This window comes from Spirosoma areae (assembly GCF_054781775.1).
On record NZ_BAAGTT010000037.1, the window covers coordinates 89,282 to 115,326 of the forward strand.

Genomic DNA, 26,045 nt, shown 5'->3' on the forward strand with positions numbered 1-26,045 from the left:
CCGATAATCTGAAACTTGTCGAACCCCAGTCTTGTATGACTATCTATTTCGTTTTATGTCCATCCTGACCATCTTGGCCTCCAGCGTAGTGGGTTTAATGTTCAGCAATTCAGCCGCACCACCTCTTCCCCGGATTCGATAGTTTGACATGTTTAAGGCGACCAGAATATTATCCCGCTCGGCCTGATCAAACGGCTTAACTAGACTGAAGGACTGGTTGAGCGAAATAGGCGATGGTGCCGGCATCAAGTTGGCAGCAAGCGGTTCGATTAGGGACACTTCAGGGGTAGTGCTCATAATCGCGGCCCGCTCCAGCAAGTGCTCTAACTCGCGTATGTTACCCGGCCAGTGGTAGTCGTTCATCTGCCGTAATGAGGCTTCCGAGATGCCGGTTAGCTTCTTACCCAGCTTTTTTGCAATCTTTTGTAAAAAGTAAGTACTCAGTAGGGGCAAATCCTGCTTCCGTTCCCGTAAGGAAGGCAAGTTAATGGGAAATACGTTCAACCGGTAATACAGGTCCTGACGAAAATGTCCGACAACGGATTCTTGTTGTAGATTACGGTTGGTGGCGGCAATGACCCGTACATCACAAGGGATGGGCCCCTTGCCGCCAACCCGTTCAATTTCTTTTTCCTGTAAGACCCGCAGGAGTTTAGGTTGCAGTTCGAGGGGTAACTCACCAATCTCATCCAGGAAAATAGTGCCCTCATTTGCCAGTTCAAACTTACCAATTCGCTTATCGGTAGCGCCTGTAAATGCACCTTTCTCATGACCAAATAATTCTGATTCGATCAAATTAGCAGGCAGTGCAGCACAATTCAACTTGATAAGGGGTTTTGTTTTGCGTGTTGAGCGGTTGTGAATAGCACGGGCAATCAACTCTTTACCGGTCCCGGTCTCGCCCTGAATCAACACCGTGTAATCAGTCGGTGCAACTTGTTCAATGCTCTTAAACACGCCTAATAAAGCAGGACTTGTCCCAATTATTTCCTCAAAGTTGGCCCCTGTCTTTACTTCTTCCTGTAGGTAGGTATTCTCCTGACGCAGTTGCTCACTGAGTTGTTCGATCTTGTCAAACGCCATCAACCGGTCTACCGTCAGCGTTAGGGAGGGTTTTAACCGCTGAAGTAATGCTTCGTGCTGAGGCTGGTAGGTGTCCGGCTGACGGCTGAAGAACGAGAGGTAAAAATCTCCACTATGAGCCGTTTTGATGGGCATTATCAAGTTGGAGTACAACCGGAAGGTCTTAGCGATGAGCTGTCTTAAAGGATTTTTGCGGCAGCTCGCGTCAAAATCATCCCCGTTGTAAATGGCTAATCGGTCTAACTGCGATTGAGCACGGATCTGATGGTATTTATCTAACGTCAGGCCGGTCATTTGTAAAAAGGTATCTGATTGAATCGTTTGATATTCGTCCTGACCCGCCCGGAAGAAACTACAGGACCGGAACGTATTCAGGGTCATATCGTTCTCAAGCCCTATGATGAAGTAGTCAAACGGAATGTGGGGTTGGAAAAGCCGGGCAACGGTTAATAGCCGCGCTTTCCAGTCGGCCTCCTCCGAAAGCGCATCCGTAATCGCAATCTGCAAGGCCTGCTCCTGCCGTACCTGAACCTCAACACTATGGGCGTGGCGGTAATGAGCAATCTCCAGGGCTACCAGCACGTCCTTTTCGCGGAAGGGCTTAACCAGAAAACCGTACGGTTTGGTTGCCTTCGCTGCTTCCAGAATACTGACGTTGGTATTGGCCGATAAGTACACAAAGGGAATATTGTCCTCACTAAGCTGACGGGCCAGGTCAATGCCTGTCTCAGCGCCCTTCAGATGGATATCGACCAATACCAGATCGGGCCGTTGCTGGCGGTTGATTTCCAGTGCTTTGGCTACCGATAGTGCAATCCCGCTAACCATGTAGCCTGCTCTCTCCAGGATAAGGCGCAAATCGTTGGCTACTGCAAACTCGTCCTCCACAATCAGAATCGTTTGCTTAAGGTGCTGGAGGTTGGTTGTGTTAATAGGCATGATCGGTGTTGGTAAACGTAGGATTTAATTGCTCATCGCCAAACGCTAAGGTAATCGTCAATCCGGGGTGGCTATTCACCTGCAATTCTCCACCCAATTGCTCACTGAAGCCACGCATCAGCGTCATTCCTAACGAGTTACTTTGTGTGGGATTATAGCTTGCTGGCAAGCCAATCCCATCGTCTTCAATCGTAAGCTCATATGAACGCTGCTCTAACCGGAGCAACGAAAGTTTTACTGTACCAGAACGACTATCCGGAAAGGCATACTTGAGGGCGTTGGTAATGGCCTCGTTGATAATTAAGCCTAACGGGACCGCCTGCGTAACATCCAACTCAATGGGGTCAACGGCGAACTGAAAATAGACAGGCTGAGGCAGGTCATAGGAATCCCGTAGGTAGGCCACCATTTCCTGGATGTAGGCCGGCATTGCAATGCGGGCCACCTGCTCGGACTGGTAGAGTTTCTGATGGATCAGGGCCATGGCCTGCACCCGGTGCTGGCTCTCCTGGATAGCCGACAACGCGGTATCATCGGAGAGGTAACTGGCCTGGGAGTTCAGCAGGCTCATGACCACCTGAAGGTTATTTTTGACCCGGTGATGAATCTCTCTCAAGAGCCATTCTTTCTCGGTCAGCAGTAATTGGAGCGTGGTGTTTTTCTGGTTGATTTCTTCCTGCCGTTCCTGAAGTTGCTGGTTGTTGCGCTGCTTCAACCGATACCGATTATAACTTAACCCCAGTAACAGCATTAGCATCAGGGCCCCGATTATGATAAAGTTGCGGGTCGATTCTGCTTTCTGTATTTTCATCTCCTGCAATTTACCAGCCTGCCGCAAGCCTATAATCTTCTTTTCTTTTTCCTGGGTTTCGTATTGCACCTCGAACAGGGCCGTTCGCTGCTTTGTCGTTTCATTGATCAATGAATCATTCAGGGTCTTGTAGCGCTGATAATGGGTAATCGACGGGACATAGTTAGCCCGTGCGGAGTCCAACTTAAACCACCACAAATGATTGATAGACAGTTCTTTAGCATAATGTGCTTCCTGGCAAAGAGTTTCGTTTGCACTTAACAGTAGCTGGGCCTTTTCGTATCGTTTACTGCTTACGTAAAACGGAATTAATGCCCCATGAATATAGAGATGGTAATCCCGCCCTAGGTTGGCTTGAAGCATTGCTTCCAGTTGGTCACAATATTGTTGTGCTTTGACGTATTCATGAGAGAATTTACTGTAATAATTTACGTAACAGGTTGCTATAGCCATGCGGCAGTCAATGTCATTCCTGTCGGCCGGGCGTATTTTTATAACTTCCTGTAAATGGGCTAAAGCCTCATCTATTTTCAGTTTTTTTACGGCTTCCCCTGCGTAATTATCCAATATGGCACTGATCGTAGTAGCCAGCACAATGATCGTGCTCCTGCGATGTTGCGTTTGAGCGCTACGCAGAGATTTACTGTAATAGAGGAGTGCTTTCGCCGGTTGGTTCAATTCATGATACGTATTCCCTAGGCGACTATAAACTTTAGCTAATTTAACAGTGTCGTTAGCGGCCTCCACAGTTTGCATGGCCAACAAACCATATTTGATTCCTTCCTCGTAGTCACCCATCTTACTGAATACGAATCCCAACAAATCATATATTTCCTGTAAGTGAGTGTAACCAATTGAACGATAAAGCCTTAACGCGTAATGAAGGTCTTTAAGCGCCTGTGTATTATTGCTTTGTAATTGATACAAGTCGCCCCGGTACGCTAATGCATCAGCCAGTTTTAGTTTATTTCCTGATCGCTGTAGGAGCCTGACTGCTCTTTTGTAAAGATGAATTTGCTGAATAATATCCTGGTTGGAAATGGTGTAATAAGCAGCCTGCTCGATGTATGTATCCGCCTGATCTTCTGGCGTGCCAAGCTTCGCCAGGAGGTTAATAGCCCGCTTGTTGAATAGCATACCCAGTTGTTTATTGCCTTTTTCACGGTTTGACTGTGCGGCAAGCAGATAACTTAATCCCTGTCCTTTTAAATAACCTATTGAGCGACTAAGCCCGTAAGCCTTCCGACTGAGCTGTAAAGCGGTGTCCAGATCAATGGCAAATTCTCCGGGTTTGATTACGTAACTATGACCCAATTTTATTAATAATTTGATCCGGTTCGTGTCAGAGATAGCTAACGAAAGGGCCTTTTTCAGGCTATCGACTTTACCTGGCTGATTCGGATGCGCTCCAATCGTACCAACCAGCAACATTAAATTTATAAACCAGAGCAGGAAGCGTCGAAAGCCAACGTGTCGCATAGTCGATGAAGATCAATAACCAACAAGCCATCTTAGGGTTGATCTGACCTGACGTTCGGAGTCCTGCTGAGCCAGTAAGTTTTTCTACAGTAAGAACGAGCTAGCAACTTGAGAACCAGCCTTATAATTTACTAGTACGTTTATATGTGTCAGGTAGGATAAGACTATCTATATAACTGGTAAAACTTTTTTGCTTTATTGGTAATGTATTGATTTATAGCTTATTAATCAGATAAGGTTATTTGTTTTAGGACCGCTATTTATCCTTTTAATCTTTAGTAGGTTAACTGGAATAATTCTTACCCTTCAGATAGGCAGGCAATAACGGCCAAAACTCCTCCATTTAACTCCAATAGGATGGAGTCTCCATGAAAAACTCCATCCTATTGGAGTTAAATGGAGGAGTTCCCTAACATTAAGCGTTTTCATCCTGATAAGAGGAGGACGAACACAGCGACTTGTCCTCCTTTGTCGGGCTCTGATTAAATACCTCATTGCTAAATAATAAACTGATTGTTAGTCCAGAGCTATTGCTGATTTGTAATACCCCACCCAACTGCTCACTGAACCCGTGCATCAGCGTCATGCCTAACGAACGGCTCTGTTCCGGATTGTAACCCATTGGTAAGCCAACCCCATCGTCGGCAATAATTAGCTGGTAAGTACCTCTCTTTATCTGGCGTAAGCTTACTGATATCGTACCGGGGCGACCCTTTGGAAAGGCGTATTTGAGGGCATTGGTGATGGCTTCGTTGATAATCAATCCTAAGGGAACTGCCTGCGTTAGATCCAGCTCGATAGCATCCACATCAAGTTGTAAAGTGATGGGTTGGTGTAAACTGTAAGCATCCCGCAAGTAGGCTACTACCTCCTGGATATAAGATGACATACCAATACGGGCTATTTGCTCATCCTGGTAGAGTTTCTGATGAATCAAGGCCATGGCCTGCACCCGGTGCTGGCTCTCCTGAATGGCCGACAACGCGGTATCATCGGAGAGGTAACTGGCTTGAGCGTTGAGTAAACTCATGACCACTTGGAGGTTGTTTTTAACTCGGTGGTGAATTTCCCTCAAGAGCCATTCTTTCTCGGTCAGCAGTAGTTGGAGCGTGGTATTTTTATGGTTAATCTCCTCCTGTCGTTCCTGAAGCACGCGCTGTTGGGCCTTTAACTGCTGGTTATTTTGCTGTTTGAGCCGGTAGCGATTGTAGCTTAATAGTAATAGAGCCAATAGCAAGGCAGCCCCCCCAATCAGGGCGTTCCGCTGGGTTTGCTGGGCTTTACTCTGCTCGGTAAGTAAAGCGATGTCTTTTTCCCTTAACCGTAGGGCTTGTTCTTTTTTATCCGTTTTGTATTGAATAGTCAACCGGGTAATCTGATTGAATTTTTTTTCATTAAAAATAGAATCGGTAAGGGTTTTGTATCGCTGGTAATGGCGAATGGCCGTCGGATAGTTGCCCTGCGCCGAATCCACTTTAAACTGCATCAGGTGAACCTCTATCTGATGACTGGGTATTATTTTGAGGGGGGATTCCGCCAGCAGCATTCTTAAATACGGATCGGCCTTCGTGTATTGAGCATTTGCTACATAAAATTGACTAATACGTTGCCAGGCGGCATATCGAAACTGAGAAGCAACTTGTTTACTCAAGGTGACGTTCTCCAAGTAATATTTTTCTGCCAGCTTGTATTGCTTTAGAGCACTGTAACAGGCCCCAAAGCTTTGCCCTAAAAGCAGTTTTTCCTCGTAAGTAGCGGGCAGGTTTTTGCGCGTTATATCCTGCAAGAATGCTAACGCCTCCGTCGATTTTCCCTGTTTAAGCATGGTCACGACCATTCGGCTAACTATGCCCACTTGAATAAAGAGTCTGCCTTTTTGATGGCTGATCGCTAACGATTTCTGATGATACACCATACTTTCATCAAATAGGCCTAACTCATAATAAGCGTTTCCCAGCTTAAAATAAGCATACTCCAGTTCCTCAGGCAACCCACTAGTCTCTATACTTTTGACGACCTTCAGGACGTAGAATAATTTTTGATTTAAATCTCCTCTTGCCTGACTTAAATCAGACATAAAGTAGTAGGCATTAGATAAATAGCCATACTCGCCCGGCAGTTTGTAAACACTCTCCTCTGCTAATGCGTGATAAGCGCGAGTTAGTGGCTTAAAACCGATAGATTGCTGAATAGTCAATACCTGTAGTGCTTTTTGCTCAGCCTGCACGGTGCTCCCTTTATCCAATTGAAAGTGTTCATAGCCCATTTCCATCAGGATAATCATTTCCTGGGACTGATCACCGATTTGACGGGAGAGAGCCAGTGCGCTTATTAAAGCGTTCATATTTTCGCGGCAGTCATCACAGAAAGTAGTGGTTGCCATCCGCAACAAGGCCCTGATCTCACCAGCTTTGTCGCCCGCCTGTTGGCGAGCTTTTACAACCTTCATAAAGTAGGCTTTGCCGCCTGCCCAATCCTTGTTTAGCAGATAGCTGATCCCAATCAGACACTGGCTTTCCTGCTTCCATTTTTGATTGCCAATACGTTCGCTAATCGTTTCCGCCCGGCGAAAAAATGCGATTGCGCTTTCCCGATCCGCATTCTGTGTGTACGTTGGCCGGAGTTTATTTTTCCCTAATTCCAGCAACAGCTTAATTAGGCTTGTGTCACTCAGGCTTTTTAATAAGTGCAGTGCCGTACCGAATTTTTGCTGTTTACCATAAATTTTTCCCCGCAGGAAAAGGGCCTCATCCAAATCTGTGGCCAAAGCAAACCGACGGCTTAACTCTTCGGCTTTATGAGCAAGTGTCAGAGCACTATCCAGATCAAGCCTGGGGTTCAGGGTTTTGTTGAGGTAGTAAGCACTCAGTTTAAGGAATACCGGTACCTGAGTAATGTCGGTCCTGGAGGTTCGAAGCATTTGCTTCAGACTATCGACTGTGGTTAACGGACTTGGCTGCGCTCTGGCCTCAGACGATAACAGGATTAACCCAAGCATGCCCCCAAAGAAGCGGATTGTTAGAAAGTCCCACATAGAAGGATAGTTAGCAACTTGATAACCAATGTTATGACTAAGCAAAAAATAGAGGGCATTTTAAATTCGCCAAGGGAAAGCAACCAATGCCGACATTAGAACAAATCTTTATGTAAGATAGATAAATAGCTGAAATACAGTAAATTGATTTTTAAACATACTAATTAGTATCAGCTATATTTTATTATACGAGCGTTATTTCAGCCTTTATTTGACACAGTTTATCTCGAGCCTGACTGCCTTAAAGCTGCCTGGTACACCAACCTCTCCAAGGTCTTGGAGCCTTTTGTTGGAGAATCCATTCCGATGGACTTTTGGAACATGGTTTTTGGCATGCTACAGAAGCAAAGAGTGATAAATAAGGGGCTTTTTTAATCAAATAGCTCGTTTTTGGCAATATACCAGTGGTAAGCATGGGGTTTGGCACACTTTTCGGACACTTTGAGTCATAATGCCTGTAATAACCGATAATGATAAATACGGAGTATTGGTCTTATGTTCAGCCCGTTATCACTCGATTAAAAGCCGTTCTGCCACTGAACTACTCTCGTACATTCTCCCATCTGCTAGCCCCTATTTTCCATGAACTCCATCCAAAGCAAGTACCCTCTTAACGCTGGCCACGTAGAGATAACAGAATTTGGTGATTTTGGAACTCTTCGGAGCCGACAGGCTCGTAATCTTATTGATGCAGTTGTTAAAATGCACGATGATGATGTAACGTACCGATATCGTCATTATCCTAATCCTGATTGCAAAGATTCGTTATTGGCGGCATTTGCGCTTGAAGCTGCTAAACGGCAGGATCAGTTTCTGCCGATGTACGATGCGCTGCTTACCTTGCCTGCAATTAATTGCACTACGCTTATTGCCCAGGCACTCCAATTAGGGCTCGACCAGCAACAATTCATGGATGATCTGGCTAACGATGACTTACACACTATAATCAAACTGGACTGGGAAGCCGGATATCGGTTAGGCGTACATAACACGCCCACACTCTTCGTAGACGGATATCGGTTCTACGGCAAGTTCACACTATCACGATTGGTACCGTTTATTCATTTCCACTTGATTCGTCAACGTAAATTATTAAATCCTCAACCAGAAACAAATCAGTTGCTGGTAGATAGACGACGTATTTATTCGCTCGGATAAATCAGGGTAACCCTATACGTATATTGATGATCGTTAGTCATGATTATGGTTTTTTACCACGCTATGAAGCCTATCAAAAGAAAATATGATGCCTTAATTATCGGCTTTGGAAAAGGCGGAAAAACTCTGGCCGGTTATTTGGCCAATGAAGGCTGGCAAGTGGCACTGGTCGAGCAATCTCCCCTGATGTATGGCGGCACTTGCATCAATATTGCCTGTATCCCCACTAAGTTTTTGGTTCATAGTGCCGAGACGCATGTACCTTATAGGCAGGCTATCGAAGGCAAAAACCGATTAACGGCTATTCTACGACAGGCCAACTATAATATGGTTGACGGATCGCCAAACGCTACGGTCATAACGGGTAAAGCTGCGTTTATATCTCCTCATCTGATATCGGTTCGGCTCAGTGAGACGGGTGAAGAAGTGCTGATCGAAGCCGATAAAATCATAATTAATACGGGCGCAAAGGCCTTTATACCCTCAATACCGGGAGTTCATCGTAATCCGAGGGTCTTTACAAGCACAAGCCTAATTGAGTTAACCGAGCTGCCCAAACAGTTGGTGATTATTGGCGGGGGATATATCGCGCTTGAGTTTGCCAGCCTGTATGCCCAATTTGGGTCGGAGGTTACGCTTGTGGATAAATCATCGGTTTTTCTACCGAATGAAGATCGGGATATGGCAGATGCCATTTGGTCAATTCTGGCAGATAATGGCATTCGGATTAAAATGGGCGCATCCATCGACAGGATTGTAACGGATAACACGCAGCATGATATTGTCGTATTCCGGAATAATGAGGGCGAAACCGAAACGGTGGATGCTTCTGCCATTCTAATAGCTACTGGTCGACAGCCTTATACCGAAGGATTAAACCTTTCGGCGGCCGGTGTGGAACGGGATGCAAAAGGATACATCCGGGTCAACGAATGGCTACAAACCAACGTACCTCACATTTGGGCGATTGGGGACGTGAACGGTGGACCACAGTTTACATACATATCGCTGGATGATTTTCGAATTATTAGAGATCAGTTCTTCGGCTCGAAAAGACATACTTTGCTCGACCGAAAGAACATCGCTACATCCCTGTTTATTACCCCTCCCTATTCACATGTTGGCCTGCGCGAGTGGGAAGCTTTAGGAAAAGGCTATCAGATTAGGGTAACTACCCTAATCGCATCGGCCAGTATACGAGCCCAAATCCTCAATCAAACAGAAGGGCTTTTGAAAGCGGTAGTGGATGCCGAAACCAATCAAATTCTTGGCTGTACGCTGTTATGCGCCTATTCCAGCGAACTAATTAATCTGGTACAGATGGCTATTAACGCGAAACTCGACTATACCATTCTACGTGACAGCATTTATACGCATCCCACCATGAGTGAAGCGTTGAATGATCTGTTCGCAAAACTGTAAGGGTACATTGAGCTTGCCTGCAAGTCATAGAGCTACTACGTGGCCTTGCTCTGGATTATTTTGAACAAATCTATGATCCATTAAGCGTCTTGTTTGAATTTTTCACCTTTAACAATTATTTGTATGAGTAACACAGCAACACTGGAGGAGGTTAAAGACGAGGTTAAACCTGTGCCCTTCGCTGAAGACCCACATCTTTCCGTTGGCGTCAGAACATTTCTAAAAGGACTGAATTCAGGAGATGGGCCTCCTTTGGAGAAGCTTCCTCCTGCACAGGCCCGGCTGGGGCTGGTGAATGCACAAGATGCCGTAAAGGTCGATGTATCCGGTATCGATGTTTCTGAGAAGACCATTACCGCTGATGGTTACGAGGTCGTTCTGAATATCGTGCGTCCGGCCGGAGTCGAAGGTACGTTGCCTGTGTTTGTTTTCATTCATGGGGGCGGCTGGATTTTAGGCGACTTCCCAACCCACGAGCGGATGGTCCGGGAACTGGTCGTTTTAACAGGCTACTCCGGAGTATTTGTCAATTATACCCGCACCCCCGATGCTGCATTTCCGCAAGCCATCAACGAGATTTTTGCAGCGACAAAATGGGTGGCAGAACATGGGGATGAGATCGGAGTAGACGGCAAAAATCTGGCCGTTGTGGGCAATAGCGTGGGCGGCAATATGACAGCAGTAACCGCTCTGAAGGCCAAGGCGAATGGCGGTCCACACATTAAACTGATTATTATGATGTGGCCGATCGTCGATGCTAACTTTGAAACCGACTCCTATAAACGATTTGGGGAAAGTCGCTTCCTGACGACTCCGCTGATGAAGTGGATGTATGACATGTACATCCCTGATCCCAAGGAACGGAAGCAGATTTATGCGTCACCCTTACAGGCGACAGTTAACCAGCTCAAAGGGCTTCCACCAACGCTGATTCAGGTAGCGGAAAACGATGTGCTTCGGGACGAAGGCGAAGCATTTGGTCGCAAGCTGGACGAAGCAGGGGTAACTGTAACGACTGTGCGGTACAACGGAGTCATCCATGATTTTGGGCTGCTGCATGGGATGGCTCATTTACCACCGGTGCATTCGCTATTCGTCCAGGCAGCTGCTGAATTGAAAAAATACCTTGCGTAAGTGAGCTATAAATCCTGATAGGTTTGGTTAAATCCTGTTTCTCAAGCCTATCAGGATTTATAGCACCCGATGGCAAAACTTTACAGATAGGAGCGTATCAAATCTTATCGGCGGATACGAACATCAACTAAAAATTCAATGTCTTACAACTGATTAACAATACAAAAGAACGATGAGTAAGGTGGTATTTATTACTGGAACAAGTACAGGCTTTGGTAAATTGATGACCATCACTTTGTCAAAAGCAGGCTATACAGTTATTGCCGGTGTGCGTGGTACGGCTGCTAAAAACGCAGCGGTTACTAAGGAATTATCGGCAATGACTAACGTGGAAGTGGTGGAGATTGACGTTACCAGCGATGAATCGGTACGGTCCGCTTTCGAAAAAGTATTATCAAAATACGACACGATCGATGTCCTGGTAAATAATGCGGCTATAACTGGATATGGGTTACTGGAGGCCTATAGTCTGGACCAGATACGTCGGATGTTTGAGGTTAATTTTTTCGGTATTATCCGCACGTATCAGGCAGTTTTGCCTGCCATGCGTAAAGCGAAAAAGGGGTTAATCATTAATATAACATCGGGGGCAAGTGGTCATACCTTACCCTTTATGATCCCCTATTTTGCGTCAAAATTTGGCGTGGAGAGCATCACCGAAGGTTTGCAGGCAGAACTGGCCCAGTTTGGTATTGAAAATGTAAGCATTCAGCCTGGAGTATACCCTACTGAAATGAACAATGGCAGTAAAGCCGATATATCTGCGGATAAACCTGAAATCAGTAAAGAATACGAACCCTTGGCGACCGAGATGTTCAAGGAAATGGGGGGAGGTTTGTACAGAAAAATGGTAGAGTATAATATGAATCCACAAGTCATTGCCGACGGTGTTTTAGCACTCATTACAATGAAAGAGGGTACTCGGCCATTGCGTTATCCCCTTGATGCTGTTGCAGAAGGTACGGATATTGAATTTATTAATGCCAGAGCGGAAATTAAAGCAAAGTGGTTGGCTAAATATGCCGTATAACCAAGCCGCGATCCCTGGTTCATACTCCGCAGTTCACCTCAACTTAAGCAAGTCGTGAGATCTGTCAGCGTCGTTTGCTGCTTGCTGTTCTCACCTAAGTTTTACCTAGACCGGCTGGCGCATGGCGCGTTGACCATATGCTTATGGCACTCTCTTTTACCGATTCAACACCAGCTGAATCAACCTCATCAGCGGGCACTCAACCACCAGCCCTCGCTATTCGGGGGGCGGCCCCAGTGGTGCCCCTGGCTTCTGAACCACCCGCCAAACTTGTGGTTGATGACCCATTAGCCGAACCGCTGACACTGGGTCGGGTAGTGGTACAATATCGAACGGAGAACCTGCACATTGTGCCAGTATACGGACCTGCTGCTCTGGATGTTTCTCCACGGATTGGCCATCTGCACGTAACCGTCGATGATGCTCCCTGGCACTGGCTTGACGCGAGTAACGAACCGATTACGCTGAATGGTTTCCCCGCCGGTCAGCACAGTTTGCTGATAGAGCTGGCTGATCCCACTCACAAAATTGTTGATGCCAAGACCATCACATTCGTTATTCCCAAACGCAACTGAGCGACTATATTAAACCAGGGCCATTCAAAATTGTTAGACATCACTTTTCATTTTTACCAAAATAACTTAAACCATGTATCGTCTCAATCAACTTGCGCTGAGCGCATTAACGGTTTTATTGTTCGCTTCTATCACATGGCATTCGGCCCAGGCCCAGGTCAAGTCGGCTGGTCTGAAAAATGTCGTACTTGTCCATGGGGCTTATGCTGACGGTTTCAGTTGGAGTAAAGTGATTCCACAACTCCATGCCAAAGGCTTTAACGTCACGGCAGTACATCTTCCTCTTACGTCATTGGGAGACGATGTTGCAGCTACCAAACGAGCTATTGCCCGAATGAAAGGGCCTGTGTTGCTGGTTGGGCATTCGTGGGCGGGCATGGTGATCACCGAAGCAGGCAATGATCCCAAGGTAGAGGGGCTTCTCTACATATCGGCTCTGATACCCAATGACGGCCAGGCGGTGGTTGATGTAGTAAAAGGGTATCCAGCCTCGCCCGGTGGTGCCGAAACGCAGGAAGACGCGTCGGGCTTTTTGTACCTGAGCGAAAAAGGAATGAATGAAGATTTCGTTCCTGATCTGTCACCAGTCGACCGGTTGAACGTGTATGCCACCCAGGGGCCTTGGGCCAAAAAAGCGTTGAGTGATAAAGTGACCAAAGCTGCCTGGAAAACCAAACCCTCCTGGGTTATCATCGACAAGCAGGACCGGATGGTAAATCCGACCATGCAACGGGATCAAGCCAAACGAATAAAGGCCAATACCCTTGAACTCAACAGCGGCCACGTATCGATTCTGTCTCATCCCAAAGAAGTTGCCACCTTTATCCTGGAAGCGTCGGATAAACTGTCTACCCGAGTGAGCAGGAAATAAAAATGTCAACCACTCCCATAAGGAAGGTTAATATGTTGGTGTCGGTATTTGGCCGTTGCCATTTTCAGGCAGCCATGAAGGCCCATCGGCACAATGGTTGACACGAACTGCCGGATTCTTCCTGCAACACACTATATAATATTGTCTAACTGCACTAATCAACTTAACGTATGACACGTATTGCCCTGCATGGATTTGGCCGGATTGGAAGACAGTTTTTGCGGATTGGTCTGGAGAGAAATTTGTTTGTTCCCGTTTCAATTTCCGATATAAAAGATGCGCCTACCCTGGCAGCCCTGTTTGCCGTTGATACCAATTACGGCCGTTGGCCCGAACAGGTTTCGGGTCGTGACGGGCAGATAACAATTGGTGGACGGGATATTTTATACGTTAATGCAACGAAGGAACTTCCCGATTGGGGCGCTCTTGGTGTTGATTTAGTCGTTGATTGTACGGGGCGGGCAACCACCCGTCCTGGCGCACAGGCTCATATAGACCGGGGGGCCAGATATGTGTTGATCAGTGCGCCAAGTAAAACGCTGGCCGATTGTGATGCAGTGCTGCTGAAGGGAATAAACTTGGAAAACTTTGCTCCAGCCAGCCATCATATCGTCAGTACGGGTAGTTGTACGACAAACGCCCTGGCCGCACCGATTAAGGTTCTGTTGGAAAACTTCGGGATTCAGTGCGGGCTTTTTTCAACGGTACATTCGTATACCAACTCCCAATCACTTACCGACCAGCCGATGAACGATCGGCGGGACTCATGGGCTGCCTGTGAGAATATTATTCCGTCCTCCTCGGGAGCGGCACGGGCGTTGCAGTTTATCTGGCCCGGCCTCCAGATTACCGGAAAAGCGTATCGGGTACCAACACGCACGGGCAGTATTGCCGAATTGAATCTGGTTACAGAGAAGGAATGTACGGTTCAGCAAGTGAACGAAGCCTTTCGTCAGGCATCTGACGAAGGACCCTTAAAGGGTGTGATGGATGTGCTGGAAGAGGAATGGGCCTCGTCCCGAATCGTATATGACTCCCATTCCTCCCTTATTGATCTACCCCTAACGGTAAAAGAAGGCAACATTCTATCTGTCGCGTCCTGGTACGATAACGAATGGGGATTCTCAAACCGGCTGGCCGATGTAGCGGCATTCATGGCCGAACGAATTGACGATGGAAAGTGACCTTGGAAAACAGCCTGTCATCAGCCAGTTATTTACATGTAATGGGCAATCAGATTGTGCTTCAGGTCAATAAGAATACAGATAGATAGTATGTTACCAACAGAAAGATCGATGCGTACCAACCCAAAAGGATGTGTCATCCGCCAGAGTCTATTCTCAGTCCATGAAACGATTGATCGACTGGTGTCCCTGATCCATCAGCGTGATAGTACGCTCTATACGCGTATTGATCAGCAGGCTGAATTACAAAAAGCAGGACTTCAAAGTCGGCCCATCGAGTTCATCCTGTTCGGCAACCCGAAAGGAGGAGGGCCGGTGATTCTGGAGAATCCATTGGTAGCACTTGATCTGCCACTAAAAGTAATTGCCTGGGAAGATGTGCAGAATGAAGTATGGGTTGCGTATAACAGCATAGCGTATATAGCTGAGCGTTACAAGCTGCCAGCAGAGCTTGTTTCGATGTTACGTCTGGACGGACTGGTTGCCGAAGCGTTGTCAAATATGTGAGATTTCTTTATGAATGTACGGCTTATCACAACCAGCTTGTTGGTGGGTGCCATTGCAAATCTCAATGCCTGCACTGCAGTGAAACGGAATAAAAGTCTGTTGATTGACGAAAGTAAATATTGCGAACAGGCCATACAGTATGTTTACGATTCAACATACCAAACTCAAACTGATCTGAAGGCAATCGAACAGATCACCTTGGATTTGTCTACACAGTACTCTCATCGTGATCTGGTAATGGCCAACGCCCTTGGCATCTTGCCTTTACTACAGGAATTAGCTTCTTTGGAGACTCATCCTACGACTGGCAATTTTGTACAACGTATTGCTTTACGTCAGAAAATTATGGGGCGATTGGTAGTGGCATCCGCTCAAATTGCCAGTGTTGTGGCTGAACTGAATTGTGAGGGCGAACGAGCCAGCCGATTGGCTACTTACCTGGACCAGCGTGATGCCGGGCGTATACGTTTGCTAACTATCATTTCGGTTGTCATCGGTGCTTCGACTACCGTGGCGACTACGTTGTTGCCAGATGGCAACGCGCTGAAAGTGACAGGAATTGGAGGGGGCGCTCTTGGTGCGGGTTTTGGTGGTTTAGGCGCCTTTTCATCCAACCGAGCCGTTAAGTTGATCCATCTGCGAAATTTACTGACAGATGTCTGGTTGCAGAATGAACATTCGTCCGATTACCCACCCTTTGTCTGGAATATGCTTAACGATAAGTTGTTTAGTTACAGCGGTCAGAATTCAATTAGCTATAATACACGTCGCAGATGGCAGGAGTACGTATTGATGGATAGCGCCGATAAAGCTCAGGATTTATATTTTGGAGGGGGTGGAATGTATAAATCTGATGACCTTCATGTACGTGTTGAGATGTTGAATCAACTCCAGTCATCCGTGCTATCAATTAATCAGGACTTATGTAGCTTACTATTAAATTTCTCCAGATAACAAGTCTTATCCTCGAATGGATGTTGGCTACCTCCAGTTTATTAAAGAAGCCCTAACAAGCTGAAAGCATAAACCCTTGTTCGTGTACTTTTTAAGAAACAGCGGTGCGTGTGGATACTATTAATTTTTTACATAAACCTTTTAATCATGGAATATACAACTGGTATCTCGGAGGAGAACAGAAACGAAGTGGCTCATCAACTGGCTAAGGTATTGGCCGATGAATTTGTATTGTACACCAAAACGCTCAATGCTCACTGGAATGTGGAAGGTGCTGACTTTCATTCCATACACCTCTACTTCGAAGAACTTTATAAGCAATCGACTGATATTGTTGATAGTGTGGCAGAGCGTATGCGTCAACTGGGACACTACGCGCCTGCGACGTTGGCAGACTTCCTTGAACTGACTCATCTTACCGAGAAGTACATCGGGAATAACGATAGCCTCAGCCTGATCAAAAGTTTACTGAGTGATCACGAAAGCATTATCCTGTTTTTGCGGGGGAATATCAACAACTTTTCTGATGCTCACAAGGATGCCGGTACCAGCGATTACATAACCGGTCTGATGGAAACGCATGAAAAAATAGCGTGGATGCTGCGGGCCCATACTAAATAACAAACAGATTACCCTGCTATTACCGCTGCACAAGCCCATAAAAATCTTCTAGTTCAATTTATGCTATGAACCAGCTTGTTACAACTTCCGTAACGACAGCGTTTGAACTGCCGTCTTTGCCCTATGCACTGGATGCTTTAGAACCTTTTATAAGCCTGGACAGCGTCGACCTACTCTACAACGGTTATCATACCGCCTACGTACTGGGACTGAACGGAGCTCTTCGTAACACCCTGCTTCCGGCTGTATGTTCGTTGACTGAGTTGCTTGGGCGGTCGTCTTCGATGGGTGTAGGCCTGCAAGCCTATCTGGCTGGTCATTACAACTTGTCGCTATTTTGGAAAACGCTGGGTCCGTGGGCTGACGACAAACCAGAAGGTATCCTCCATGAAGCGATCCAGTCAACGTTTGGTGGGTTGGAACCATTGATGCATCACGTTGCTTCTCTGACCCATCAGGTTAGGCAGGATGGCTGGATATGGCTGGTATCCCGTGATGGCCGTTTACTGACTGCTACGACAGTTGGCCATCGTAATCCACTTATGGATTGTGAACCAGCCGATCGGCGCGGAATACCTATTCTGGGGCTTAACCTTTGGAAGCATGCTTACCAAGAAACGTATGAAAACAGGCTAGCGGAGTACTCGGCGCAATGGTGGCAGCACATTAATTGGCGTGAGGCCGAAAACCTTTACCAACAATCATTGTGAGCGTAAACATAGTTAGCACGAATAATAAGCAAATTATAGGATGGAACAAACATATTGGTTATTCGGCACACACCTCACCATTTTAACGGATGAGCAACAGACAAATTCCCGGTATGACCTGATCGATGGCCGACTGGCTGCTGGTGTAGAGACGCCTTTACATCGTCATTCCAGGTACTCGGAAGCAATCTATGTAGTGGAAGGAGAATTTACCGTTTATACGGATACACAGGTAGTTATCCTTTCTCCCGGTGGGTATATCTTCGTTCCGATTAATACCCCGCATGCAGTGGCCGCTACGGGTAAAACAGAAAACCGGGCTATCACCGTTGCTTCACCCAGTGGATTCGCGAAACTAATTCGTAGTACCGGTACTCCCGGTAGTTATGACAGCTTGCCACCCGATAATTCGAATGAAATGAGCTTATTTTTAAAACTATCCGAAGAAATTGGTGATGTCCTCCTGGGGCCTCCCGGTACCCGGCCAGAGTTGAATATAACGTCGGTACAGGCATGAGCCATCTTTAGGAAAGCACAGAATTAATTCATCTTATCAATCAATTAAACAAATTATCTCCATGGAAACAACAACCACAGTAACAACCAGTACCTGGGTCATTGACCCCACTCATTCCGAAGTCCAGTTTAAGGTAAAGCACCTGATGGTGTCATCCGTAATAGGTCTGTTCAGCCGTTACGAAGGAAAACTGGAAATGGATGGTGATGATTTTGATGATGCGAAAATCACCTTTTCGGCTGATATAGACAGTATCAGTACCGGCAATGCACAACGGGATGAGCATTTAAAATCGGCGGAGTTCTTCGATGCCGCCCAATTCCCAAGTTTGACGTTTGTATCGACCGGCATGACCCGAACCAAAGCTGATTTCTACCTGCTTACCGGCCTGTTAACCTTACATGGCGTAACGAAAGTGGTTGCACTACAGGCTGAATATGGAGGACAGATGCAGGATTTTTACGGAAATACGAAAGCCGGTTTTGAAATTACCGGAACCATCAAACGCAAAGAATTTGGCCTGAACTGGGATGGTGTGACGGAAGCTGGGGGGATTGTGGTCAGCGACGATGTAAAACTGGTGCTGAATATTCAGGTTACCAAGCAGAATTAACCAAAACACAACAGCAATGGGCCAACTTCATTACGATACGGTGACAACGGCTATCCAGGCGTTACGCCAACAGGGGTATACAGTTGATTTTCGGTTGGAAGAAAACAGATTAGTCTGCCCATCAAGTCGATTTAAAGCAGATGAATTTAGCATTGTGGATGTATACCGATATGTAGGCGATTCCGATCCGGCTGATGAAGCCAGTGTCTATGCTATTGAATCTACGTCCGGGCTGAGAGGTATTTTGGTTACAGGATACGGGGCCTCTTCTGATACCGCTTCAACCGAAATATTGGAGAAGTTACAAAGGCATTGAGGCCTCATTGAATCGATTGGATTTATGTTTAAAACAGCCTCAACAAAAAGGAGTATTGCTATTTTCAGCTGAACAAAAAAAACGTTCTAACAGAATAAGCGTGGACACTGACCATTCAGATTCTGCTTTTGCCGACGGTTGACCCTTCGTTTTCAAAGCTTGTAGCGACTTGATGTGGAATGAGTTTTAACCGGGTGGGTTTGTATTCAGTTATTTAAAAACTAACTCTAAGTTGATGGAAATACTCTCATGCGTATACTTTCGGTCAATGTAGGTTTGCCTCGTTTGGTTGAATGGTACGGGGCATCTCAACCAGCATTTTCAAATATCCCATTTAAGGTGTTGGTATGAGTGAATATATTACCAGTGCGATGGGAAAGTACGAAAAAATAGCCCGGATGCTTTGGGCTTAACTAAGATTCGCAGGAATCGTGTGAACGTAAGCATGGCTATACATTTTCAACCCAAAACTTAACACCACATGCCCTCTTTTTTTAATCCGGGCTTCGGTCGCAAACACCCTGCCCCGAATGCCGAACGAATTCCACCCGGCCAGTATGAAACTCCCGACTGGCCAGTGCTCACGGCCGGCCCAACACCCCGCCCACTTCTTTCGGCCTGGACATTCTCCTTAGATGGACTGGTCGACTCGACCGTAAAGTGGTCTTGGGAGCAATTTAATGCCTTACCCCAGCAGTCATTTACGACCGACATTCACTGCGTAACCAAGTGGTCGAAGCTAGATACCCACTGGCAGGGGGTTAGCGTGGAAATCTTGCTGGAACACGTTACCCTTAAACCCGAAGCTCGCTACGTCATGGCGTATTCATACGGGGGTTATACCACCAACATTCCGCTGGAAGACCTTAGACATGGAAAAGCATTTATTGGCTTAAATTTCGAGAGTGAACCCCTGGCGGTTGAGCATGGTGGCCCTGCACGATTAGTAGTTCCACACCTGTATTTCTGGAAAAGTGCCAAATGGATCACCGGTTTACGCTTTATGGAGCATGACCAGCCTGGTTTTTGGGAACGGGGTGGCTACAGTATGTATGGGAACCCCTGGACTGAACAACGCTACAGCAGCGACGATTAGATGACTCGAATCCATTGGCAACTAGGGGAAGTGACCGCTATTATTCAGGAAACGTCCCGGGTCAAGACGTTTAGACTCCAACTGCCCCAGTGGATCGCTCACCTGCCAGGGCAGCATTATGATTTACGCCTAACTGCTGAAGACGGTTACCAGGCCGAGCGCAGCTATTCAATTGCATCGGCTCCGGAGCAAACGGGCGAAATTGACCTAACCATTGAATTAATAGACGATGGAGAAATATCCAATTATTTACACGAAGGGGTCGGATTAGGCGATAAGCTGGAAGTTCGCGGACCTATTGGAGGTTATTTTGTCTGGCGTGATGAAATGGCGAATAGGCCACTTCTTTTGATCGGTGGTGGTTCGGGCGTAGTTCCCTTGATGGCAATCCTGCGTCATAGGTTTTTAATCGGGGCGGAAAATGCAACTCGATTGCTCTACAGTGTTCGAACACCGGAAGAAACCATCTACAGAACAGAACTACTAAAATTGGCCAACCAGGATGCTACGTTCACCTCGGATTTAACTTTCACTCGGCAGACTCCTTCTCCCTGGGTTGGGTATCAACGTCGGATAGATAGGCAGATGTTGCAACAGGAAGTTAGTGCTTTTACTGTGCAACCCCTTTGTTTTATCTGCGGTCCAACCCAACTGGTCGAATCAGTCACTAACGAGTTGGCCGAAATGGGAATACTTCCTACTGACATCTACACGGAACGCTTCGGCTCTACTGGTGCGTGAAGGCATAATACTCTAGCCTTCTCTCTTTCACTTACTTAAGCTTAACAAATTCCTGTTTTGTTCTATAAAAACAATTGCCTGATATTTATTACACAAGATAATACAGTCACTGTCAATATGTTGGTTTGTAATTTCCCGATTAACAAATTCGTTCATTCAAACGTCCGATTCTGATCAGAACCGCCTTCGCATGTATCGTCTTAAAATTGAATGATTATGCGAATACCATTGAATACCTGGAAACCGTTCGATTAAACCCTCAATTTATTTCAGGAAAGATAGCTCGTAAGCCACTTCAAAGAATTTCCTAAACTTGCCGCAACTGAAGCTTGATACGGATAGTCGTTCACCCAAGCGAGTATCAAGCAGCGTCCAGGTTATTTGGAGTTTGTACACGTGACTAGCTTCTTTCTCCGATTAAAAATAACCCGTAATCGACAGATAAGGCCTATTATCAGAATTCCTTAATAAAAAAGAATACTGGCACAAAAGCGGAGTGAGAAACTACAGGAGCTAGACTTTCAACCGATTTTCAACCGCGTTAACATAACACATCTGTTTACTCATGGCTACCATACTTATAACCGGTGCTGCTGGTGGTTTAGGCCACGTCGTCACCCAAACTCTGCTGAACGAAGGGCATCTCGTCATTGCTACCCGTCAGTACAGCGACAATCCTCAAAACCTTATCCTAGGCTTTTCAGACTTGCTGTTTACCTATGAAACGGATCTATCCGACGAAGCCCAGGTTCAAATGTTGGTCCAACGGGTTATTCCCAAACATGGCCCAATTGACGCAGCGATTCTGTTGGCGGGTGGGTATGCGGGTGGTTCGTTGACGGAGACGAATGGAGACTTACTCGAGAGCATGATGACGGTAAATTTCAAAACGGCTTATTACGTGGTCCAACCCCTGTTTACCCACATGAGTACTCAACCCAACGGAGGCAGGTTTATACTCATTGGTGCCCGGCAAGCTCTGAACGCTCAATTCGGCCAGCAGGCCGTTGCTTATACGTTATCTAAATCCCTGTTGTTCGAATTGTCAAATTTGATAAATGCGTCGGGTAAAGAACTCGATATTGTCTCTACGGTTATTGCGCCCAGTGTTATTGATACCGCTGCAAACCGTCGTGCCATGCCGGATGCCGACTTTACGGCCTGGGTTGATCCGCAAACGCTGGCAGATACAATCGCCTTTGTGCTATCTGGATCGGGCCGCGCCTTGCGAGAACCCATACTTAAGGTGTACAATCGAGCCTAGCTGCTGGCTGGTAACCAATTCACTCGCAAACTAATTTACTGATGGAGGGCAACATTCCCGATTTCAGTTTATTCCGCGTCGTATCACTAGCCAAACTGGCCATTCAGCTCGGCACTGCGAATAAAAGTGCAAATCCACTAATTGGCAACCTTAGTAAACTCGGCGGACTATCGACGTGGTTATCTCCGTTGACGGCTGGGCTGCTCTGGGCGTATGCTACTGATTGAGTTGTACAGTTATTAAAATCAGCGAAACAGGCCCTCATATTGTACATTTCCGTACCTGACTTTTTTATAAGGGTACCAGTGAAGTTTGGCTTTTCGCTTACGTTGATGCATCTGATGTGGTGTTAAATAATTCAACGATGCATGAACGGCGGACCGTAACCTTCCAACGGAACAGGTGTCGAGTTTTCTTTTTCTTATAGCCTACTAAATCATTAAGATAGGTATTCATACTGGATTCTGACTAAAGTTTCCAGTAGATTTCTATGATTCATACAATAGGGGAAGGATAAATATTTTCATATTTCTGACCTCGCCGGACGCAAGCGAAAATGCGCAATACAATTTTATTACGAATGTTATTGAGTACTATCATCTTGTTTTTGCCTTCCGATACTTTGCGGTCAAAGTAGGTCTGAAATTCTTCCGAGTGACGACTGGCGGATAAAGCCGCCAAGTGCAAGAGTGCCTTTACCTTTTTGTTGGCAATCCGACTTACCTGAGGTTTCCCTCGTTTGCGGCCCGAACTCTGCTCAAAAGGGACGACTCCAGCGTAGCAGCGGACGCCGCGCGGGCAAACTTTTTAGGATCAGTAATAGCTTTAAACCGCTGCGGCGGGCCGCTCATTGGTCGTAATGATGACTTCGCAGGGCCGCCTGTGCGGTAGCTACTGTGACACCAACGCCCTTGATGGAAGTAACAATTTCAAATAAATCATGCAATGCTGGATCAGTGACCCGTCCGGCAAGTATTGACCGTTTGTGCAGGTACCATTGAATACCAAGGACAACTTGAAATGGGTATTCGATGGTACCCGCACAATCATTCGATTCCAGGACAAGTAAGTACGCGAGCTCCTGTCACCTGACTACTTTTACTATCTGCCAAACGTAATCAGTTGCATAAACAAAAAAAAGCTGTCTTTTCTTTGGCAGCTTTTTTCTGCATTATAATTACTTACAGGCTATAGTTTAATGAAATTTAGCACAGCTGAATTAATGGTGGCCGCTTCGGTAGTAGGCATGCCATGTGGAAATCCAGGATACGAAATCAGTTTCCCATATTTTAACAATTTTATAGACTTTGCCCCTGAATTAAGGAAAGGAACGATCTGGTCATCTTCACCATGCAGAACCAAGACTGGCACAGTCACACTTTTGAGGTCTTCCGTAAGATCAGTTTCAGAAAAGGCCTTAATACCATCGTAATGTGCTTTAATTCCCCCCATCATGGTCTGACGCCAAAAATTATCCCGAATGCCTTGCGAGACGGTTGCGCCTTCCCGATTGTAGCCATAAAAGGGCAAGGTAAGGTCTTCATTATACTGAGCTCGTTTGGTTGCGGTGCCTTCCCGTATGTCATTAAATACTGATATTGGAACACCATCCGGATTAGTTTCGCTTTGTACCATGATGGGCGGAATTGCACTGATAAGTACCGCTTTCGATACCCGTCCCTGGCCGTGTTTTGCTACATAGCGGATCGCTTCACCACCACCGGTTGAATGGCCAATGTGAATCGCATCTTTTAAATCAAGAAATTGGGTAAGCTCAGCCACATCGGCAGCATAGGTGTCAATATTATGTCCCTCGGACGTTTGGGACGATCGTCCATGCCCCCGTCGATCATGGGCAATGACTCTGTATCCTTCCTTTAAGAAAAACATCAATTGCCCATCCCATTCGTCGCTGGATAAAGGCCAACCGTGATGAAAAACCAAGGGTTGACCTGTTCCCCAGTCTTTGTAATAAATCTCGGTGCCGTCACTTACTGTAATCTTGCTCATGATCTTGGAATTTAAGATTAACTACAATTACTATTTTATTGAATTAAAACTTTTGCCCTCTCACGCCACCAGATGATTCTAATGAGTATGCTCACCCACTTTGAACGAAACAGTTGACCGCCCCGGCAGGTAAATGGCTTTCCTAAAAGCGTGCCAAAGCAAAAAAAGAGGTTAGTGAATAGAAAAATTGCGTCAATGCCCTCCTTAAGCCTAAGATTGATCCTGACTTACTAACGAGTCAACTTCTCAAGACTCTAATGATTTGGATGCTCCAAGGCTAACATCCAATGTATTGGAGTATCTTGTCCTAAAATCCCCCGATTGCGCAGGTGTCTTACACTGAAATAGGTTGTCACACTTTCACCAAAAATCGACAACCATGCAAGACCACATCCGCGACCTGCTGAGTCGCTTTCAGTACAGTGAGCAGCTCCGTGAGACTGCTGTTTTTCGTATCCTCTTTGGTGGAGAAGAAGTCAGCCAGGTAATGGAGGATTTAGGCATTCACAGTGGCCATACTCTGCGCAGCTGGGTTCAACTCTATCGCCAGAAGATGAAGACGGGCCTGCTAACTTTACCCGCCATGAAGCAAGCACAAAAGCGCGACATGGCCGCCTTAAAACAGCGAAATGAGGAGTTAGAACAGACTTTACAGCAAGCCAATTTGCTGATCCTGGCGCTCAACACGATGATTGAGACCGCTGAAAAAGAATTGAATGTGCCTATAAGAAAAAAGTCTGGCCGCATCGGCGGTCCGAACCAAACGGTCCTAAACCTTCGTGAAAACGAGATAGCAAAGGTGAGTGTCGGAAGCCTTTGCCGACTGTTTGCCGGGCCGCCGGAGCGGTGTGAGCCGACAAGCGTTTCACGCTAGAAAACAACGCGCTCAGCGATCGGTGAGCCATGCGATGTTAGTACTGGACTTGGTGACGGCGCTCAGACGAGATGTGCCTGGCCTGGGAACCCGGAAATTACATCTTCTGCTGGCAGAACCATTAGCCAAAAGTGGCATCAAGTTAGGCCGTGACAAGTTGCACAAAATCTTATACAATCATGCTATGGTTATCCGTCAGGGTCGACAGACACCTCAAACAACGGATTCCAATCACCGTCTACATAAATACCCTAACTTACTTATTGATAGGGTAATAACAACTCCCCGGCAGGTTTGGCCGGGCCGCCGGTGCGGTGAGTGATATTACTTACCTGTACATCGGCTTAGGATTTGGCTATTTGTCGTTGATAACGGACGCCTATTCGAAGCTGATTGTGGGCTATTGTCTTCACCCATTTTTAACGGCAGAAGGTAGTCTGAAGGCACTGGACATGGCCTTGGCAACTCATTTGGAAAGGGAAGATGAACTGATCCATCATTCCGATCGAGGGAGCCAATATTGTAGTTTTGACTATGTTCGCAAGCTGAAAGGAGCCAATATTTTGATTAGTATGACTCAGCAAGGTGACCCCTATGAAAATGCCATCGCCGAACGAGTGAATGGAATATTAAAGACGGACTTTCGGCTGAACCGGGTGTTCACTACTTTTGAAGAGGCCGAAAAAGCGGTTGAAAAAAGTATCTATAACTACAATCATCTTCGTCCCCATATGAACGGTCCGCCGTAGCGGCTGTGGTTACCTGACTCCGGTGTTAGCCCATCAGAGCGAACATCCCCTCAAGAAGTACTGGAAACCGAAGGTCTACAAGCGCTCAAAGGTTGTTCGGGACCAAGGTCAATTTGGGTAATTCAATCCGTTTTATCTATTTTGACAACACTATATCAGGATTAAGATTAACCAATAAATTCTCACCCCAAAACTGACAACTTATTTTCAGGATCGGACAACGGTCAACTTATTTCTATACAACACATAGCTAACTTCCTGATATAGAATAGCTTGAAAACAGTCTACTCAATTCGTCCTGACTTAAATCCAGAGCCGCTAAACGCCGTTTTACTTGCCGTACGTTAGCTTCC

The 26,045-nt window shown here is 46.3% G+C and carries 24 protein-coding genes and 1 pseudogene; 20 read left to right on the forward strand and 5 right to left on the reverse strand.

What is annotated here, in order from left to right; genetic code table 11:
* Positions 1-39: 39 nt before the first annotated feature.
* The 3 genes from ACYVI1_RS22850 to ACYVI1_RS22860 form a co-directional block, all read right to left on the reverse strand.
* Positions 40-2,022 carry a sigma 54-interacting transcriptional regulator gene (locus ACYVI1_RS22850; protein ID WP_460913156.1) on the reverse strand — a complete coding sequence of 661 codons (1,983 nt, stop codon included), beginning with the start codon at positions 2,020-2,022 and terminating at the stop codon, positions 40-42.
* A complete protein-coding gene (locus tag ACYVI1_RS22855; RefSeq protein WP_460913157.1) occupies positions 2,012-4,312 on the reverse strand; it encodes a tetratricopeptide repeat-containing sensor histidine kinase in 2,301 nt (766 codons plus the stop codon). The genes ACYVI1_RS22850 and ACYVI1_RS22855 overlap by 11 nt, the downstream gene beginning before the upstream one ends.
* Positions 4,313-4,727: 415 nt before the next feature.
* A complete protein-coding gene (locus ACYVI1_RS22860; protein WP_460913158.1) occupies positions 4,728-7,346 on the reverse strand; it encodes a tetratricopeptide repeat-containing sensor histidine kinase in 2,619 nt (872 codons plus the stop codon).
* Positions 7,347-7,928: 582 nt separating this feature from the next.
* On the opposite strand from ACYVI1_RS22860, the gene ACYVI1_RS22865 reads away from it, so the two are divergent.
* From ACYVI1_RS22865 to ACYVI1_RS22950, 18 genes are all read left to right on the forward strand, one after another.
* Complete coding sequence (locus tag ACYVI1_RS22865) at positions 7,929-8,504, forward strand: DsbA family protein (protein ID WP_460913159.1); 576 nt, start codon at positions 7,929-7,931, stop codon at positions 8,502-8,504.
* A 63-nt stretch (positions 8,505-8,567) separates the two neighbouring features.
* Positions 8,568-9,926, forward strand: coding sequence for an FAD-dependent oxidoreductase (locus ACYVI1_RS22870; RefSeq protein ID WP_460913160.1), 1,359 nt, complete (start codon positions 8,568-8,570; stop codon positions 9,924-9,926).
* Between the two features lie 123 nt (positions 9,927-10,049).
* The gene (locus tag ACYVI1_RS22875) at positions 10,050-11,060 is read left to right on the forward strand and encodes an alpha/beta hydrolase (RefSeq protein ID WP_460913161.1); all 1,011 of its coding nucleotides are present in this window, start codon (positions 10,050-10,052) and stop codon (positions 11,058-11,060) included.
* A 172-nt stretch (positions 11,061-11,232) separates the two neighbouring features.
* A complete protein-coding gene (locus ACYVI1_RS22880) occupies positions 11,233-12,090 on the forward strand; it encodes an SDR family oxidoreductase (protein ID WP_460913162.1) in 858 nt (285 codons plus the stop codon).
* 143 nt (positions 12,091-12,233) lie between these two features.
* Positions 12,234-12,665, forward strand: coding sequence for a DUF6130 family protein (locus ACYVI1_RS22885; protein ID WP_460913163.1), 432 nt, complete (start codon positions 12,234-12,236; stop codon positions 12,663-12,665).
* Between the two features lie 73 nt (positions 12,666-12,738).
* Positions 12,739-13,536 (forward strand): alpha/beta hydrolase, encoded by a 798-nt coding sequence (locus ACYVI1_RS22890; RefSeq protein ID WP_460913164.1) that lies wholly within the window; start codon positions 12,739-12,741, stop codon positions 13,534-13,536.
* A gap of 170 nt (positions 13,537-13,706) precedes the next feature.
* Positions 13,707-14,720, forward strand: a complete 1,014-nt coding sequence (locus ACYVI1_RS22895; RefSeq protein WP_460913165.1) for a type I glyceraldehyde-3-phosphate dehydrogenase — start codon at positions 13,707-13,709, stop codon at positions 14,718-14,720.
* 111 nt (positions 14,721-14,831) lie between these two features.
* Complete coding sequence (locus tag ACYVI1_RS22900) at positions 14,832-15,227, forward strand: DUF302 domain-containing protein (RefSeq protein ID WP_460913166.1); 396 nt, start codon at positions 14,832-14,834, stop codon at positions 15,225-15,227.
* Positions 15,228-15,236: 9 nt separating this feature from the next.
* Positions 15,237-16,181 carry a hypothetical protein gene (locus ACYVI1_RS22905; RefSeq protein WP_460913167.1) on the forward strand — a complete coding sequence of 315 codons (945 nt, stop codon included), beginning with the start codon at positions 15,237-15,239 and terminating at the stop codon, positions 16,179-16,181.
* Between the two features lie 147 nt (positions 16,182-16,328).
* Entirely contained in the window at positions 16,329-16,802 is a 474-nt protein-coding gene (locus tag ACYVI1_RS22910; protein ID WP_460913168.1) for a Dps family protein, read from the forward strand.
* Positions 16,803-16,867: 65 nt separating this feature from the next.
* A complete protein-coding gene (locus tag ACYVI1_RS22915) occupies positions 16,868-17,512 on the forward strand; it encodes a superoxide dismutase (protein ID WP_460913169.1) in 645 nt (214 codons plus the stop codon).
* Between the two features lie 40 nt (positions 17,513-17,552).
* On the forward strand, positions 17,553-18,029 hold the full coding sequence (locus tag ACYVI1_RS22920; protein WP_460913170.1) for a cupin domain-containing protein: 477 nt from the start codon (positions 17,553-17,555) through the stop codon (positions 18,027-18,029).
* A 61-nt stretch (positions 18,030-18,090) separates the two neighbouring features.
* Entirely contained in the window at positions 18,091-18,642 is a 552-nt protein-coding gene (locus ACYVI1_RS22925) for a YceI family protein (RefSeq protein WP_460913171.1), read from the forward strand.
* A 16-nt stretch (positions 18,643-18,658) separates the two neighbouring features.
* A complete protein-coding gene (locus ACYVI1_RS22930; protein WP_460913172.1) occupies positions 18,659-18,958 on the forward strand; it encodes a hypothetical protein in 300 nt (99 codons plus the stop codon).
* A 481-nt stretch (positions 18,959-19,439) separates the two neighbouring features.
* On the forward strand, positions 19,440-20,054 hold the full coding sequence (locus ACYVI1_RS22935) for a sulfite oxidase-like oxidoreductase (RefSeq protein WP_460913173.1): 615 nt from the start codon (positions 19,440-19,442) through the stop codon (positions 20,052-20,054).
* Complete coding sequence (locus tag ACYVI1_RS22940) at positions 20,055-20,795, forward strand: ferredoxin reductase (protein ID WP_460913174.1); 741 nt, start codon at positions 20,055-20,057, stop codon at positions 20,793-20,795.
* A 565-nt stretch (positions 20,796-21,360) separates the two neighbouring features.
* Entirely contained in the window at positions 21,361-22,059 is a 699-nt protein-coding gene (locus ACYVI1_RS22945) for an SDR family NAD(P)-dependent oxidoreductase (RefSeq protein WP_460913175.1), read from the forward strand.
* Positions 22,060-22,100: 41 nt separating this feature from the next.
* Complete coding sequence (locus tag ACYVI1_RS22950; protein WP_460913177.1) at positions 22,101-22,286, forward strand: hypothetical protein; 186 nt, start codon at positions 22,101-22,103, stop codon at positions 22,284-22,286.
* A gap of 268 nt (positions 22,287-22,554) precedes the next feature.
* On the opposite strand, the pseudogene ACYVI1_RS22955 reads toward ACYVI1_RS22950, so the two are convergent.
* Together ACYVI1_RS22955 and ACYVI1_RS22960 are read right to left on the reverse strand one after the other, a co-directional pair.
* Positions 22,555-22,794, reverse strand: a pseudogene (locus ACYVI1_RS22955) (IS110 family transposase); the annotation flags it as partial.
* Between the two features lie 453 nt (positions 22,795-23,247).
* Positions 23,248-24,069 (reverse strand): alpha/beta fold hydrolase, encoded by an 822-nt coding sequence (locus ACYVI1_RS22960; protein ID WP_460913178.1) that lies wholly within the window; start codon positions 24,067-24,069, stop codon positions 23,248-23,250.
* 379 nt (positions 24,070-24,448) lie between these two features.
* Here ACYVI1_RS22960 and ACYVI1_RS22965 point away from each other — a divergent pair, with 379 nt between their 5' ends.
* Complete coding sequence (locus ACYVI1_RS22965) at positions 24,449-24,943, forward strand: transposase (RefSeq protein WP_460913179.1); 495 nt, start codon at positions 24,449-24,451, stop codon at positions 24,941-24,943.
* A gap of 314 nt (positions 24,944-25,257) precedes the next feature.
* Positions 25,258-25,692, forward strand: a complete 435-nt coding sequence (locus ACYVI1_RS22970; protein ID WP_460913180.1) for a transposase — start codon at positions 25,258-25,260, stop codon at positions 25,690-25,692.
* Positions 25,693-26,045: the final 353 nt, after the last annotated feature.